General features: G+C 47.6%; 15 protein-coding genes. 11 read left to right on the plus strand and 4 right to left on the minus strand.

What is annotated here, in order from left to right; translation table 11 throughout:
- Positions 1-6: 6 nt before the first annotated feature.
- The 3 genes from AR442_RS00600 (at position 7) to AR442_RS00610 (ending at position 1,987) form a co-directional block, all read left to right on the plus strand.
- Positions 7-468 (plus strand): MarR family transcriptional regulator, encoded by a 462-nt coding sequence (locus AR442_RS00600; protein WP_014416852.1) that lies wholly within the window; start codon positions 7-9, stop codon positions 466-468.
- Positions 469-531: 63 nt separating this feature from the next.
- Positions 532-1,161, plus strand: coding sequence for a LysE family translocator (locus AR442_RS00605; RefSeq protein ID WP_007409057.1), 630 nt, complete (start codon positions 532-534; stop codon positions 1,159-1,161).
- Between the two features lie 64 nt (positions 1,162-1,225).
- Positions 1,226-1,987, plus strand: coding sequence for a YqcI/YcgG family protein (locus AR442_RS00610; RefSeq protein ID WP_014416853.1), 762 nt, complete (start codon positions 1,226-1,228; stop codon positions 1,985-1,987).
- A 1-nt stretch (position 1,988) separates the two neighbouring features.
- On the opposite strand, the gene AR442_RS00615 is transcribed toward AR442_RS00610, so the two are convergent.
- A complete protein-coding gene (locus tag AR442_RS00615; RefSeq protein WP_014416854.1) occupies positions 1,989-3,317 on the minus strand; it encodes an amino acid permease in 1,329 nt (442 codons plus the stop codon).
- A 124-nt stretch (positions 3,318-3,441) separates the two neighbouring features.
- Here AR442_RS00615 and AR442_RS00620 point away from each other — a divergent pair, with 124 nt between their 5' ends.
- Both AR442_RS00620 and nadE read left to right on the plus strand, forming a co-directional pair.
- The gene (locus AR442_RS00620; RefSeq protein WP_014416855.1) at positions 3,442-4,038 is read left to right on the plus strand and encodes a DUF1989 domain-containing protein; all 597 of its coding nucleotides are present in this window, start codon (positions 3,442-3,444) and stop codon (positions 4,036-4,038) included.
- A gap of 134 nt (positions 4,039-4,172) precedes the next feature.
- Positions 4,173-4,991: an ammonia-dependent NAD(+) synthetase gene (gene nadE / locus AR442_RS00625; protein WP_014416856.1), complete on the plus strand. Its 819-nt coding sequence runs from the start codon at positions 4,173-4,175 to the stop codon at positions 4,989-4,991.
- Positions 4,992-5,040: 49 nt separating this feature from the next.
- On the opposite strand, the gene AR442_RS00630 is transcribed toward nadE, so the two are convergent.
- From AR442_RS00630 to AR442_RS00640, 3 genes are all read right to left on the minus strand, one after another.
- Positions 5,041-5,319: an antimicrobial peptide LCI gene (locus AR442_RS00630; protein WP_007609269.1), complete on the minus strand. Its 279-nt coding sequence runs from the start codon at positions 5,317-5,319 to the stop codon at positions 5,041-5,043.
- A 178-nt stretch (positions 5,320-5,497) separates the two neighbouring features.
- Positions 5,498-6,091 carry a tunicamycin resistance ATP-binding TmrB gene (tmrB, locus tag AR442_RS00635; RefSeq protein ID WP_032863978.1) on the minus strand — a complete coding sequence of 198 codons (594 nt, stop codon included), beginning with the start codon at positions 6,089-6,091 and terminating at the stop codon, positions 5,498-5,500.
- A 53-nt stretch (positions 6,092-6,144) separates the two neighbouring features.
- Positions 6,145-6,933: a sugar phosphate isomerase/epimerase family protein gene (locus tag AR442_RS00640; RefSeq protein WP_014416858.1), complete on the minus strand. Its 789-nt coding sequence runs from the start codon at positions 6,931-6,933 to the stop codon at positions 6,145-6,147.
- A gap of 217 nt (positions 6,934-7,150) precedes the next feature.
- Here AR442_RS00640 and AR442_RS00645 point away from each other — a divergent pair, with 217 nt between their 5' ends.
- The 6 genes from AR442_RS00645 (at position 7,151) to pruA (ending at position 13,759) form a co-directional block, all read left to right on the plus strand.
- The gene (locus AR442_RS00645) at positions 7,151-8,461 is read left to right on the plus strand and encodes an MFS transporter (protein WP_014416859.1); all 1,311 of its coding nucleotides are present in this window, start codon (positions 7,151-7,153) and stop codon (positions 8,459-8,461) included.
- A 125-nt stretch (positions 8,462-8,586) separates the two neighbouring features.
- Entirely contained in the window at positions 8,587-9,147 is a 561-nt protein-coding gene (locus AR442_RS00650) for a shikimate kinase (protein ID WP_003156609.1), read from the plus strand.
- A gap of 140 nt (positions 9,148-9,287) precedes the next feature.
- Positions 9,288-10,244 carry a cephalosporin C deacetylase gene (cah, locus tag AR442_RS00655; RefSeq protein WP_032863980.1) on the plus strand — a complete coding sequence of 319 codons (957 nt, stop codon included), beginning with the start codon at positions 9,288-9,290 and terminating at the stop codon, positions 10,242-10,244.
- Between the two features lie 65 nt (positions 10,245-10,309).
- The gene (locus AR442_RS00660) at positions 10,310-11,095 is read left to right on the plus strand and encodes a nucleotidyltransferase domain-containing protein (protein ID WP_014416861.1); all 786 of its coding nucleotides are present in this window, start codon (positions 10,310-10,312) and stop codon (positions 11,093-11,095) included.
- A 187-nt stretch (positions 11,096-11,282) separates the two neighbouring features.
- The gene (locus AR442_RS00665; protein ID WP_087920787.1) at positions 11,283-12,194 is read left to right on the plus strand and encodes a proline dehydrogenase family protein; all 912 of its coding nucleotides are present in this window, start codon (positions 11,283-11,285) and stop codon (positions 12,192-12,194) included.
- 17 nt (positions 12,195-12,211) lie between these two features.
- Positions 12,212-13,759 carry an L-glutamate gamma-semialdehyde dehydrogenase gene (gene pruA / locus AR442_RS00670; RefSeq protein WP_003156602.1) on the plus strand — a complete coding sequence of 516 codons (1,548 nt, stop codon included), beginning with the start codon at positions 12,212-12,214 and terminating at the stop codon, positions 13,757-13,759.
- Positions 13,760-13,797: the final 38 nt, after the last annotated feature.

Raw genomic sequence — 13,797 nt, forward strand, 5'->3', positions numbered from 1 at the left:
TGTCAGTTGTCAACAAGAAATACCAGAAGCGAGACGGAGGAAACCGCCATACAGTTATTCCGGAAGATGGCCACAAGGACGATCCTTTTTCATCAGGCGGCCGCTCAATCTCTCGGTCTGTTTCCGACCGATTTGAAATCAGCTGATATCTTAAATGAAGCAGGCCCGATGACCGCAGGCGAGCTTGGGAAAAAAACCGGCCTCAGCACAGGTTCGGTAACGGCGCTCATTGACCGGCTCGAAAAAGCGGGATATGTCATGAGGAAAAAAGACCCCGAAGACAAACGGCGGGTGATCATCGTGCCGCTGACAGCAGGAAAAGCGAATGTGAAACAATTGTTCAGCTCCTTATCCCGGTCTACGATCAGCCTTTGCCGGCAATATAAAGAAGAAGAATTGCAGCTGATATTCGATTTTTTAGGAAAAGCGACGGACATGATGGAAGACGAGCTTGAGAAATTAAAATAATGTATCATAGCACGGCCCATTCATGAATAACTTGTACAAGTTGCATGAATGAGGGGGAAGCCAATGAACATCTTTTTAAGCTATATCGTTCTCGGGCTGTCATTGTCAGCACCTGTCGGCCCGGTCAATGCGGCGCAAATTGACAAAGGCATCAAAAACGGCTTTTGGCATGCATGGATTTTCGGTCTTGGCGCCATGGCCGCGGACGGGCTGTATATGATTCTGATCTATTTCGGGCTGTCTCAATTTTTGACCGCTCCTTTTGTAAAAACGTTTTTGTGGCTCTTCGGTTTTTTCGTGCTGACCTATACGGGAGTCGAAACGTTAAAAAATATCAGGGAAGCCATGAATGTCAGAAGCGGAAAAGGAAAACCGGCTTTTTACAAAACATTCGGCGCGGGATTTTTTATTTCTCTTTCCAATCCGCTGAGCATTTTATTCTGGCTCGGCATATACGGGAGCATTCTCGCCAAAACCGCTGAATCCTTCGATGCAAATCAGCTTTTGATTTACAGCTCCGGCATTCTTCTCGGCATTTTGATCTGGGATTTCTGCATGGCGGTCGCCGCGAGCACTTTCAGAAATCTCCTTCATGAAAAAGCGCTCCGCTGGCTGACGGGAGCGGCGGGTGTGTCTTTGATCGTTTTCGGGTTTTATTTCGGATGGCAGGGGATTCAAATGCTCATCTCATAAATAGAAGAGTCACCCATCGCCTATCTCCGTCATAACGTATCATGACGATACTGGAGGTGGGCCGATGGCAAGCGGGCTGTACACAAAAAGTTGCCTTGAGGAAAAGTTATTGGATCTGCCAAATTGGCAGAGAATCGCTTTTGAGCTTCTATCAGAAAAAGTAGGCGATAAAGCGGATACGTTTCCGTGCATTCCCGGACGTCAGGGATTTTTGACAGATCAGCTCCGGATATCCTTTGCGGGTGATCCCCGCGAAGAGGGAACCCCGGAGGAAGTGGGGATGCTGCTGTCAGAGTACGGAAAGATCTCAAGGGATACCGGAAGATACGCGTCGCTGCTTGTGATTTTTGATACGCCTGAGGATTTAGCTGAGCATTATTCCATTGAGGCGTATGAAGAGCTGTTCTGGTCTTTTTTAAACCGGCTGAGCGGCTGCGACCCGAATGACTGGCCGGAAGATATGCCGGAAGACCCTGAACATTATAAATGGGAGTTCTGCTTTGCCGGCGAGCCGTATTTTATTCTGTGCGCGACGCCTGCGCATGAAGCGAGACAAAGCAGAAGCTTCCCTTTTTTTATGCTGGCGTTTCAGCCGAGATGGATTTTCGAAGGATTAAATGATTCAACCGCGTTCGGACGAAACATGAGCCGGCTGATCAGAAAACGCTTAGAGGCGTATGATGAAGCCCCTCTTCATCCCCGATTGGGGTGGTACGGAGGAAAAGACAATTTAGAATGGAAGCAATATTTCCTCCGTGATGATGAGACGCAAGTGTCAAAGTGTCCCTTTTCTTATTTGAAAAGACTGTTTAAACCGACGAAATAAGCTATGATCCGGCAGGGCTGTGTCCCTGCTTTTTTTGTACGATCCATGTCACGATCGCAATGACGGCGAGAAAACAAAGGCTGACCAGAAAACCGGGCCGGCTCGATTTCTCAAACAGCGTCCCGGAGACGGCCGCGACGATCAGCACAAGGGCGATAACAATCTGTGCGGTTCCCATCTTTGTCGTTTCGAGCAGTTTCTTGCCCGAGAACAAAATGAACAGCCACGTATAAAGAAGCATGAGGCCCGCCGCGGTTGTCATGTGTTCATATATGTTTTTTGGCAGCACCAGTGACAGGATGATGGAGACGATGAGTCCGGCAAACGTCAATCCGAGCGCAGGCCAGCAGATTTTTTTGTTTTCCTTTAACCTGAAGCATTTCGGCGCATCCCCGTCATCGGCCATTGTACAAAGCAATGTCGTCACGGCAAACAGCGAGGCGACGAGCGTGGAAAATCCCGCAATAATAAAAATCCCGTTAAAAATATCAAGAATGATATCTAAATGAAAACCCTTCAGCGATGTAATAAACGGGCTGTCCTGTTCGGTGAATTTGCCCAGCGGCACTAACAGCAGCGCCAGGCCGAGAGAAATGACGTAAATGACCGCAAGTACGGCAAGCATCAGCCGGCCTGATTTTGAGGCTTCCTCCGGTTTTTTCAAGTGTACGGTCATCAGCCCCAAGACTTCAATTCCTCCGAAGGCGTAAAACGCATAAATCAGTCCCGTCCATAACCCCATCGCTCCGTGCGGGAACAAATCCTTTGATTCGTTCGGCACCTGCACATCCGGTTTATGAGAAAATATACCGCACAGCGCCAATATGGCGATGACGATAAACATAAAAATCGCCGCCGTCTTGACAACAGCGAGCACATTTTCCGTTTTTTGAAAAACGGACAGCCCCGTAAATATAATCAAAAGACCGAGCACCGCATAGATGGAGGCGAAAATCCACAGCGGCACATTCGGAAACCAATGCTTCGTAAACAGCGAGATCGCTGTCAGCTGGCTTCCCGTGATCAGCATCTCGGACGACCAGTACACCCATCCGTTGCTGAAACCGGCCCAAGTGCCGAAAGCCTTTCTCGCATAAGCGCAAAAAGACCCCTTTTCGGGCTGTTTAGCCGAAAGCTTCGCAAGCTGCTCAAAGACAAAATAGGTGCCAAGCCCGGCAATAAGAAATGAGATCAGCGCGGAATATCCGCTTTTGACAATAGCGATGCTGGACCCGAGAAAAAAGCCCGTCCCGATTGTGCAGCCGACGCCGATTAAGGAGAGCTGCCACCAAGCGAGATTTCCTTTAGGCTGGTCCTGTGATTTACTCATGAAGTTCAACCCCTTTATCAAAGCTTAGATTGCGGCCGTCAGAAGGGGAATATACATCCAATAAATTGCTTTACATGAAACAAACGGCCGGAGTTCATAATAGAAGAAAAAAAGGAGCAGTCTGATGACACAGCAATTTATCGTACCGCCGAAAAAAGGGCTTGGTCTAAAGGTTCACAAAGGGCAGATTATAAAAGTTGTCGATGTGGAAGGACAGCAGGTGGCTGACTTCACGGCGTATCATGCCAAGGACTTTTATGAACATCTTGATCAGGGCGCGACGATTGATGCCAACCAGTCCATTCATGTAAAAACGGGTGATCATATTTATTCGAATTTATACAAGCCGATGCTGACGCTGATTGAGGATACAGTCGGCAAGCATGACCTGCTGCTTCCCGCCTGCCGTCCGGATATGAACAGGCTTTTATACGGAAAGCATAAAGACGAGCTCCAGGATACGTGCTATGACAATATGAGCGGGGCGCTTGAGCCGTTCGGGGTGCCGCGGCCGCATATGCATTACCCATTTGCCATCTTTATGAACACGGTGCTCGATGAGAAGGGGAACTTATCAGTCGAAACGCCTCTTTCTGACGCGGGTGATTATGTACGGCTCCGTGCGGAAATGGATCTCCTCGTCGCGTTTTCATCCTGTCCGATCGAAAAAGGAAAATGCAACGGAGACAGCATCACGGCGCTGCGGGTGGAAATCAGCTGATCCCGGTGTATTTGATTCACTTAAAATCCGCACCTGTGCTATATTTAACAGAGAGTCGTACATAGTGGCATGATTCATTTTCAGCATGAACGGGAAATGAATCATAAAGAAACAATGCAGGAGGAGTGATTGGGATGAGCATCCAGAAACAAATTATGAATGATCTCCATGTAAAGCCCTCAATTGATCCGAAACAAGAAATTGAGGACAGAGTGAACTTTCTGAAACAATATTTGAAAAAAACAGGTGCCAAAGGCTTTGTGCTCGGCATCAGCGGGGGGCAGGATTCCACGCTTGCGGGACGCCTCGCCCAATTGGCGGCTGAAAGCATCAGAGAAGAAGGCGGAAACGCTGAATTTATCGCCGTCCGCCTTCCGCACGGCACACAGCAGGATGAGGATGACGCCCAAATGGCGCTCAAATTCATTAAGCCTGATAAATCTTGGACGTTTGATATTAAGTCCGCTGTCAGCGCGTTCGCCGATCAGTACAAAAAAGACACGGGCGATCAGCTGTCTGACTTTAACAAAGGAAATGTAAAGGCCAGAATGAGAATGATCGCTCAATATGCCATTGGCGGACAAGAGGGGCTGCTTGTCATCGGAACCGACCATGCGGCCGAGGCGGTGACCGGTTTCTTCACGAAATACGGTGACGGCGGAGCTGATCTGCTGCCGCTGACCGGATTAACGAAACGCCAGGGCAGACGTTTATTAGAAGAGCTCGGCGCGCCGGAACGCCTGTATTTGAAATTACCGACGGCCGATCTGCTTGATGAAAAACCGCAGCAGACTGATGAGACCGAACTGGGCATCACATACAATGACATTGATGATTATTTAGAAGGCAAGGACGTTTCTTCCGAAGTGATTGAGGCGCTGGAAAAACGCTACCTCAGTACGGAGCATAAGCGCCAGGTGCCGGCATCAATGTTTGATGATTGGTGGAAATAGAATGAAAAAACCTCCCTTTTGAAAGGGAGGTTTTTTGTTTATTTCATTTTTATTTATCTACACTTTCATAAATCCCTACCCAATACCCTTTGCTGCTGTCATAGTATTTGCTTTTAAAAATCCACTTTGTTCCATCTAAAACGAAAGAAGCAGCGAAGTTGCCGTTAGGGCTTTGAACGAGTTTGATGGCATTAATGCCGGCATCTGCTTTCGTTGAGATTGGGCTATTTTCCACGGATGCTGTTGGTGATGCGGCAAAGGCAGGAGCGGCAGACATCAGTAAGGCAAGAGACAGCGCAGAACCGGTTAACACTTTTTTGAATTTCATTTCGAGCACTCCCTTTTCAAATGAAATGTATTACAGTGTTAATAATTAGATGATTATCCATAAAATACCTTCTATGTTTCTAAAATTTTTTTCTTCATTTGAAAAACATTCCTTCAGAGGGACTTTTTATTTATTGATCCATTTGCATGGGTCAGGGACATGTTTTCAAAACGTTTTTTTATTTGATGCGGATATGATTCAGCTTCACCATCAATCTGTCGGTGAATCTTCGAAGGCTGCCTCTCGAATCAGGCTCAAGAGGCAGATTTGCTTGGGCAGCGATCGTTTCTGCGACCTGCTGAATAGACATTTGGTCTGTATGGAGATGTTCTGTGAAGAGGCTGTCAGACAGGCTGTTGATGCAGCGGTCGATTTGTTTTGCGGCCCAGGAGTTTTTTCCTTCCGCTCTGGTGCGCAGGCGTTTCAGCAATGTTTCCTTTGAAGCCAGCAGGGTAAAGTGGTGAATGGTCCGGCCATCCTGTCTCAGTCTGCTGATCATGTCATGGAAGTATTGATCGTTCGTAATGGTCATGGGCACAATGATGATGCCCTGATATGTATCTGACAAATAGGAAAGCATGCTGTAATTGAATTCCCGCCACAGAGGGTAGCTTTGAAAGTCATCTTCAGCGATATCCGGCGGTATCATCGAACGCATCGCAAACCCCATCTTTTCAGGATCATATACGTAAGACGGTTTCAGTCTTCTGTGCAGTTCAAACGCTGTTTGTGTTTTTCCGGAACCGAAAGCCCCATTTATCCAAATGATCATCATGTATCCCCCTTTTTCTATATGATACAAAAAAAGACCCTTCGATCGAAGAGTCAGCGGGAAAAAACAGACGTATATTCGCGGAGCGATTCCTTTATATGCGTAAAGGCATGTTCTCCAAAATACTCAAGAGAAACAAAACCGTCATATTGTCTGTTCATCAGCTCTTTTAAAAATGCTTTTTGATCGAGATCTCCTTGAAAAATCGGAGTTGGCTTGCTGAGATACCAGTTGTCAAAATTCCAGTGATAGTTTTTGAGATGAATGTGGCTGACGGTATGATACAGTTTTTCTAAAGCGGGCATTTGGTCAACGTGATTGACGTGTAGGTTGGAGCCGTCAAAAATGGTGCGGACCCGCGGATGTCCGACACCCTCCAAAAATGCCAGCGCCGCCTCCGGTGTATCCGCGTACGTGTCGTAATGAATCTCAAGCCCGATATCGACTTCATAGTCATCTGCGAGCCGTGCCGCCTGCTGAAATTGATCAACCGCACGCTGCCACTTTTCCGGTGACGTCCGATGCGAAGGAAGATTGCCGGCAAAGACTCTGATCAAGGGACTGTGCAGCTGTCGTGCCGCGCTTAATGCCCTTTGAACATCCTTTAACGCCTGCCTTTCATCCTGAGTGGCGAAGTCAGTGTACAAACTGACGGCAGGCACCCCGATGCCTTCCTCCTGAAGCTGCTGATCAAGCCTGTCGAGCGGGCCGATTTCCTCTATATATTGTTTAGCGTGTCCGTACCACAGTTCGATTCCGTCAAAGGAGTGCTCCTTCGAGAAAGAAATGATGTCGAAAATATGCTTTTTTTTAAATCCTGTCGTGCAAAAACTCAGTTTCATCGGTAATCCTCCTGTAACTGTCTATCATATGTGTACTTTTTCCCCGGGTGTGATACGGATAAACAGGTGAAAAGGGCAGACACTTTTATAAGCGGGGTGTGTCTGCATCAGGTCAGTGCGGCACACAAATTGTTTAGCGCTTTTTTGCGTCAAAGTATTAAATAATTGACCGAAGTGTTGTACAATTAATTTCATTCGAGTAAGGGGGGAGAAGCCATTGAAAAATGAAACGGAGCTGACGGACTTCAGTCCCGTCCGCAATAAACCGACTCGCGCTCGTTATGTGATACTGATTCTTTTGTTTTTTATCACTGCGATTAATTATATAGACCGTGCCAGTGTATCTATCGCCGCCCCGTCCATTCAGACATCGCTGAACATAAGCCCCGCGCTTTTGGGCGTCGTCTTTTCCGCATTCAGCTGGACTTATACGGGAATGCAGATTCCCGGCGGGCTCATTTTGGACAAATTCGGGTCAAAACGGACGTACGGCGTTTCTTTATTGATCTGGTCTGTTTTCACCGGAGTGCAGGCTTTTGCGGCCAGTTTCGGATTTTTATTCGGCTGCCGCCTGATGATCGGGCTGGCTGAATCGCCTGCGTTTCCGGCAAACAACCGGATTGTCACGACATGGTTTCCAAGGCGGGAACGCGCCTTTGCGACGGGTGCTTATACGGCGGGGGAATATGTGGGGCTGGCGTTCGCCACACCGGTTTTATTCTGGGTGTTAACGGCATTTGACTGGCGCGCCGTCTTTATTTCCTCAGGGGTGCTCGGGCTTGTTTTCTCCATTTTCTGGTTCAAAATGTATCACGAGCCGAATCGGTGCCGGAAAGTGAACCGGGAGGAGCTTGATTATATTAGAGAAGGCGGCGGACTGACAGAGGTGTCAGAATCAGCCGGCAGGATCACGTGGCCGGATTTCGTCCAGCTTCTTAAATACCGCAAGCTTGTCGGCTTGTATATCGGCCAGTTCGCCGTAGCCTCCACGCTGTTCTTCTTTTTGACATGGTTTCCGACTTATCTGGCGGAGGCAAAGCACATGGCTTTCTTAAAAGTCGGCTTCGCCGCATCAATTCCGTATATCGCTGCCTTTTTCGGCGTATTGTTCGGCGGATATTGGTCTGACGGAATGATGAAACGGGGCGTGTCGGTGAACGTTGCCCGGAAAACGCCCGTCATCCTCGGTCTTCTGCTGACAGGCTCCATCGTGCTCGCGAATGTTACGGATTCTGCTCCTGCGGTTTTGACGATCTTATCCATTGCTTCTTTTGCGCAGGGCATGTCCAATATATCCTGGACGATGCTGAGTGAGGTGGCGCCAAGCGAAACAATCGGATTGGCAGGAGGCGTGTTTAACTTTTTTGCCAATATGGCCGGTATTATCACCCCGCTTATCATCGGGTTTATCGTCTCTGCGACCGGTTCATATAACGGAGCGATTCTGTTTGTCGGCGCTGTCGCATTTATCGGGGCATTTTCTTATATTTTCATTGTCGGAAAGGTGGAACGCATTACGCTCCGATAGAAAGAAAAACTCATCTCTTCTTATAAAGGATGGGTTTTCTTTCATTGCATTATCTCTATATTTCAATATTGAGTTATCATATAATAAACATAACTTTTTCATTTCTTAGGAGGATTTCGCCGAAGATGAACGCAAAACGTGCCATTCCCGTAAGAGAAAGAAATATCGTACTGATCGGATTCATGGGTGTCGGAAAGACAACAATCGGCCAGCTGGTCGCTAAGAAATTATACAGAGACTTCATTGATATTGATCTGCAGATTGAGAAAGATTTCAATATGTCCATCCCTGAAATGTTTGAGAAAAAAGGTGAAGCCTTTTTCCGTCAGACTGAAAAGGACTATATATTAGATATCTGCCGCAATACGAAATTCAAGATCGTGTCTCTTGGGGGCGGTTCGTTTAAACAAGAGGAAATCAGACAGTGCTGCCTTGAAAACTGTCTCGTGCTCCATCTTGATTTATCATGGGAGAATTGGAAGCAGCGGGCTGATCTGCTGATTGAAAGCCGTCCCGTTCTGCATAACCGTTCCATGGATGAAATGCAGCAGCTCTTTAACGAGCGCCAAAGCATCTATGATAAACATAATTCAAAAGTGGCGACGGATAATCTGGAACCGGAAGAAATAGCCGATTATATCGTAGAAACGTTAAAAATCGGCTGGGACCTGTATCAGCCGATGTAAAAAGAGCCGTGACGCTGTGAGCGCACGGCTTTTTTGTTTTTAAACAAACGTTTATTAAAATGTTTAGAAAATGAGTGTAAAATCGTGTTAAGATAGAGTCAGAAAATTAAATCTTATAAAACAAAGGAGAATAATCGGATATGCAATTATACGACTTGCCGCTCGACCAACTGCAAACCTATAAACCAAATAAAACCGCTCCTCATGACTTTTCGGATTTTTGGGCATCATCATTACATGAGCTTGCAAAGGAAGAGGCAAAGCCTGAATTGAAGGCTGAAAGCTACCCGGCTGACGGCGTGAAAGTATTCCGGCTGACATACCGTAGCTTCGGCAAGGCGGAAATTGAGGGATGGTACGCCGTTCCCGACCGGGAAGGACCGCATCCGGCCATCGTGAAATATCACGGCTATAACGCGAGCTATGACGGGGATATACATGACATCGTAAATTGGGCGCTTCACGGATATGCCGCGTTCGGCATGCTTGTCCGCGGTCAGCACAGCAGCACAGATACAAGCGTCTCACCGCACGGACACGTTCCCGGCTGGATGACAAAAGGGATTTTAGATAAAGATACATATTATTACCGCGGCGTGTACTTAGACGCCGTCCGGGCTTTGGAAGTCATCAGCGGCTTTGATGAAGTGGATGAAACAAGGATCGCTGTCATCGGCGGGAGCCAGGGAGGCGGACTTTCAATCGCCGCGGCGGCACTATCTGACATTCCGAGAGCGGTTGCGGCCGATTATCCTTATTTAAGTAATTTTGAGCGGGCCATTGATGTCGCCCTTGATGAGCCGTATCTTGAGATTAACTCCTTTTTCAGAAAGAACGGCAGCCCTGAAACGGAGAAGGCCGCGATGAATACACTGGCCTATTTTGATATCATGAATCTGGCGGACCGCGTAAAAGTTCCGGTGCTCATGTCCATCGGGCTGATTGACCCCGTGACTCCGCCGTCGACGGTGTTTGCCGCTTACAATCATCTGGAAACGGAAAAAGAATTGAAGGTTTACCGGTATTTCGGACATGAATACATACCTTCTTTCCATACGGAAAAGCTGGCCTTTCTGAAAGCGCATCTGAAAGGCTGACAGCAGCGCAAAGCCCAAGTAATTGGGCTTTTTTCAGGAATGATCACGGAAAAGGACGGATACAGATGGAACAAAGGATCATCGAAGAATTAAAACGGATTGAAGCACAGCATGGCGTCAAGGTGCTTTGCGCCGTTGAATCAGGGAGCCGCGCATGGGGATTTCCGTCAAGCGACAGCGATTACGATGTACGGTTTCTCTATGTGCCGAAAAAAGAATGGTACTTTTCGATCGAACCGCATAGGGATGTCATAGAAGAGCCGATTCATGACATGCTTGACATCAGCGGCTGGGAACTGAGAAAAGCGCTTAGGCTTTTTAAAAAATCAAATCCGCCTCTTTTGGAATGGCTCTCTTCTGAGATGATCTATTATGAAGCTTTCTCAGCGGCTGAAAAGCTTCGAAAACTGAAAAACCGCGCCTTTTCGCCTGAAGCCGGCATCTATCATTATCTCAATATGGCAAAACGGAATGAAAAAACGGAACTGCGGGGCAGTGAAGTGAAGATTAAAAAGTATTTTTACGTTCTGCGTCCTCTCCTTGCCTGCAGATGGATTGAAACATTCGGCTCCGTACCGCCGATGTCATTTCCCGTACTGGCCGATGCCTTATTGACGGATGAAGCGCTCATTTCTGAAATCAATACACTGCTTACAAGGAAAAAAAGCGGTCAGGAGCTGGCTCCGGAACCGAGAAATACGATCATTCATGCATTTATAGAAGAAGAAATAGAACGCATCGGGCACTATGTCAAAACGATCAAAACGCCGAAACCTGACATAACGGAGGAACTGAATCGGCTATTGATTCAGACCGTCGAAGAGGCGTGGGAGGAAAAAGGCGGAAATTGACGATTGCCGTCATTTCCGTCCGCCTTTTTTCGGCATAATCCGCCTGCTATCTAAGAAGCTGATTGTGGTAAAACCACAAAAATTTATCAGAATCTTTGTATTTTTAGAATATTGTGAGAGGATGTTTTGTCCATTTACAATAGACTCATACAAATACTTCTTAGATTGCGGGGTGTTAAGGTTGGAAGTGATTACAAGAGATTTTTTCTTATTTTTATCCAAGAGCAGCTTTCTCAATAAGATGGCGCGAAGCTGGGGAAGCCGTGTGGCAGCCGGCAAAATCATCGGAGGAATGGATTTCCGCAGTTCTATCCCGACAATCCGACATTTGAACAGCCAGGGGCTGTCAGTTACTGTCGATCATTTGGGGGAATTTGTCAACAGCGGTGATGTCGCGAAAGAACGCACCGAGGAGTGCATGCAGACCATCGCCTTAATCGCTGATGAACAGCTGAATTCCCAAGTGTCATTAAAAATGACGTCTTTAGGTCTTGATATAGATCTCGATCTCGTCTATGAAAATATGACGAAAATCCTCCAAACGGCTGAAAAACATAAAGTCATGGTGACGATTGACATGGAAGATGAAACGAGATGCCAGAAAACGCTGGATATCTTTAAAGACTTCCGGAGCCGGTATGAATATGTAAGCACCGTGGTGCAGGCTTATCTGTACAGAACGGAGAAGGATCTTGATGACCTCAGCCCGCTGAATCCGTTTCTGCGGCTTGTCAAAGGGGCCTATAAAGAATCGGAAAAGGTGGCCTATCCTGAAAAAAGCGACGTCGATGAAAATTATAAAAGACTCATCCGCAAACAGCTTTTAAAAGGACATTATACGGCAGTTGCCACGCATGATGACAAAATGATCGAGTTTACAAAACAGCTTGCCAAAGAGCACGGCATTCCAAACGACCGTTTTGAGTTTCAGATGCTGTACGGCATGCGCTCGCAAACCCAGCTCAGCCTGGTGGAAGAAGGGTACCGCATGAGAGTCTACCTGCCTTACGGGGATGACTGGTACGGCTATTTCATGAGACGGCTCGCCGAACGCCCCTCAAACATCGCATTCGCCTTTAAAGGGATGACTAAGAAGTAAAAAAGGGAGAGATGACAATGACTACACCTTATAAACACGAACCATTCACGAATTTCCAAGATCAATCGAACGTTGAAGAATTTAAGAAAGCGCTTGCGACGGTAAATGAGTATCTGGGAAAAGATTATCCGCTCGTCATCAACGGTGAAAAGGTAGAGACGGAAGCGAAAATCGTTTCAATCAATCCGGCTGATAAAGAAGAAGTCGTCGGAAAAGTGTCAAAGGCGTCTCAGGAGCACGCGGAGCAGGCGATTGAAGCAGCTGCGAAAGCGTTCGAAGAGTGGAGATACACCTCCCCTGAAGAAAGAGCGGCCGTTTTGTTCCGCGCAGCTGCCAAAGTCCGCCGCAGAAAGCACGAATTCTCCGCCCTGCTCGTCAAGGAAGCGGGAAAACCTTGGAACGAAGCTGATGCGGATACGGCGGAAGCCATCGACTTTATGGAATACTACGCGCGCCAAATGGTTGAATTGGCAAAAGGCAAGCCGGTCAACAGCCGCGAAGGCGAGAAAAACCAATATGTCTACACACCGACCGGCGTAACGGTCGTCATTCCACCATGGAACTTCCTCTTTGCGATTATGGCGGGGACGACGGTGGCACCGATCGTAACGGGCAACACGGTCGTTCTTAAACCGGCAAGCGCGACACCGGTCATCGCGGCGAAATTCGTAGAAGTGCTTGAGGAATCAGGTCTTCCGAAGGGCGTTGTCAACTTTGTGCCGGGAAGCGGAGCGGAAGTGGGAGACTACCTCGTCGATCACCCGAAAACAAGCATCATTACGTTTACGGGATCACGTGAAGTCGGTACGAGAATTTTCGAACGTGCGGCGAAAGTGCAGCCGGGACAGCAGCATCTGAAACGCGTCATTGCAGAAATGGGCGGTAAAGATACGGTTGTCGTTGATGAAGATGCGGACATTGAATTGGCGGCTCAATCCATCTTTACATCAGCATTCGGCTTCGCGGGACAAAAATGTTCTGCAGGTTCACGTGCAGTTGTCCATGAAAAAGTGTATGATCAAGTATTAGAGCGCGTCATCGAAATCACTGAATCAAAAGTGACGGCAAGCCCTGACAGCGCTGACGTGTATATGGGACCTGTCATCGACCAAGGTTCTTACGACAAGATCATGAGCTACATTGAAATCGGAAAAGAAGAAGGCCGTTTAGTAAGCGGCGGCACCGGAGATGATTCAAAAGGCTACTTTATCAAGCCGACGATCTTCGCTGACCTTGATCCGAAAGCCAGACTCATGCAGGAAGAAATTTTCGGGCCTGTCGTGGCGTTTTCTAAAGTGTCAAACTTTGATGAAGCTTTAGAAGTGGCAAATAATACTGAATATGGTCTGACAGGCGCGGTCATTACAAATAACCGCAAACATATTGAACGGGCGAAACAGGAATTCCATGTCGGCAACCTGTACTTCAACCGCAATTGTACGGGAGCGATTGTCGGCTACCATCCGTTCGGAGGCTTCAAAATGTCCGGCACTGATTCAAAAGCGGGCGGCCCGGATTATTTGGCCCTCCACATGCAGGCGAAAACAATCAGTGAAATGTTTTAAGAGGGACTGAATGGGCATCCTCCTCGCGGGGGGTGTCC

Source organism: Bacillus velezensis (assembly GCF_001461825.1).
In the GTDB taxonomy this organism is placed as follows: Bacteria; Bacillota; Bacilli; order Bacillales; family Bacillaceae; genus Bacillus; species Bacillus velezensis.

Coding starts and splice junctions, on each gene's coding strand:
- AR442_RS00650 (WP_003156609.1), top strand. CDS start 8,587: ATGAACGCAAAACGTGCCATTCCCGTAAGAGAAAGAAATATCGTACTG.
- AR442_RS00640 (WP_014416858.1), bottom strand. CDS start 6,933: ATGAAACTGAGTTTTTGCACGACAGGATTTAAAAAAAAGCATATTTTC.
- AR442_RS00605 (WP_007409057.1), top strand. CDS start 532: ATGAACATCTTTTTAAGCTATATCGTTCTCGGGCTGTCATTGTCAGCA.
- AR442_RS00615 (WP_014416854.1), bottom strand. CDS start 3,317: ATGAGTAAATCACAGGACCAGCCTAAAGGAAATCTCGCTTGGTGGCAG.
- AR442_RS00610 (WP_014416853.1), top strand. CDS start 1,226: ATGGCAAGCGGGCTGTACACAAAAAGTTGCCTTGAGGAAAAGTTATTG.
- pruA (WP_003156602.1), top strand. CDS start 12,212: ATGACTACACCTTATAAACACGAACCATTCACGAATTTCCAAGATCAA.
- AR442_RS00630 (WP_007609269.1), bottom strand. CDS start 5,319: ATGAAATTCAAAAAAGTGTTAACCGGTTCTGCGCTGTCTCTTGCCTTA.
- AR442_RS00660 (WP_014416861.1), top strand. CDS start 10,310: ATGGAACAAAGGATCATCGAAGAATTAAAACGGATTGAAGCACAGCAT.
- cah (WP_032863980.1), top strand. CDS start 9,288: ATGCAATTATACGACTTGCCGCTCGACCAACTGCAAACCTATAAACCA.
- nadE (WP_014416856.1), top strand. CDS start 4,173: ATGAGCATCCAGAAACAAATTATGAATGATCTCCATGTAAAGCCCTCA.
- tmrB (WP_032863978.1), bottom strand. CDS start 6,091: ATGATCATTTGGATAAATGGGGCTTTCGGTTCCGGAAAAACACAAACA.
- AR442_RS00620 (WP_014416855.1), top strand. CDS start 3,442: ATGACACAGCAATTTATCGTACCGCCGAAAAAAGGGCTTGGTCTAAAG.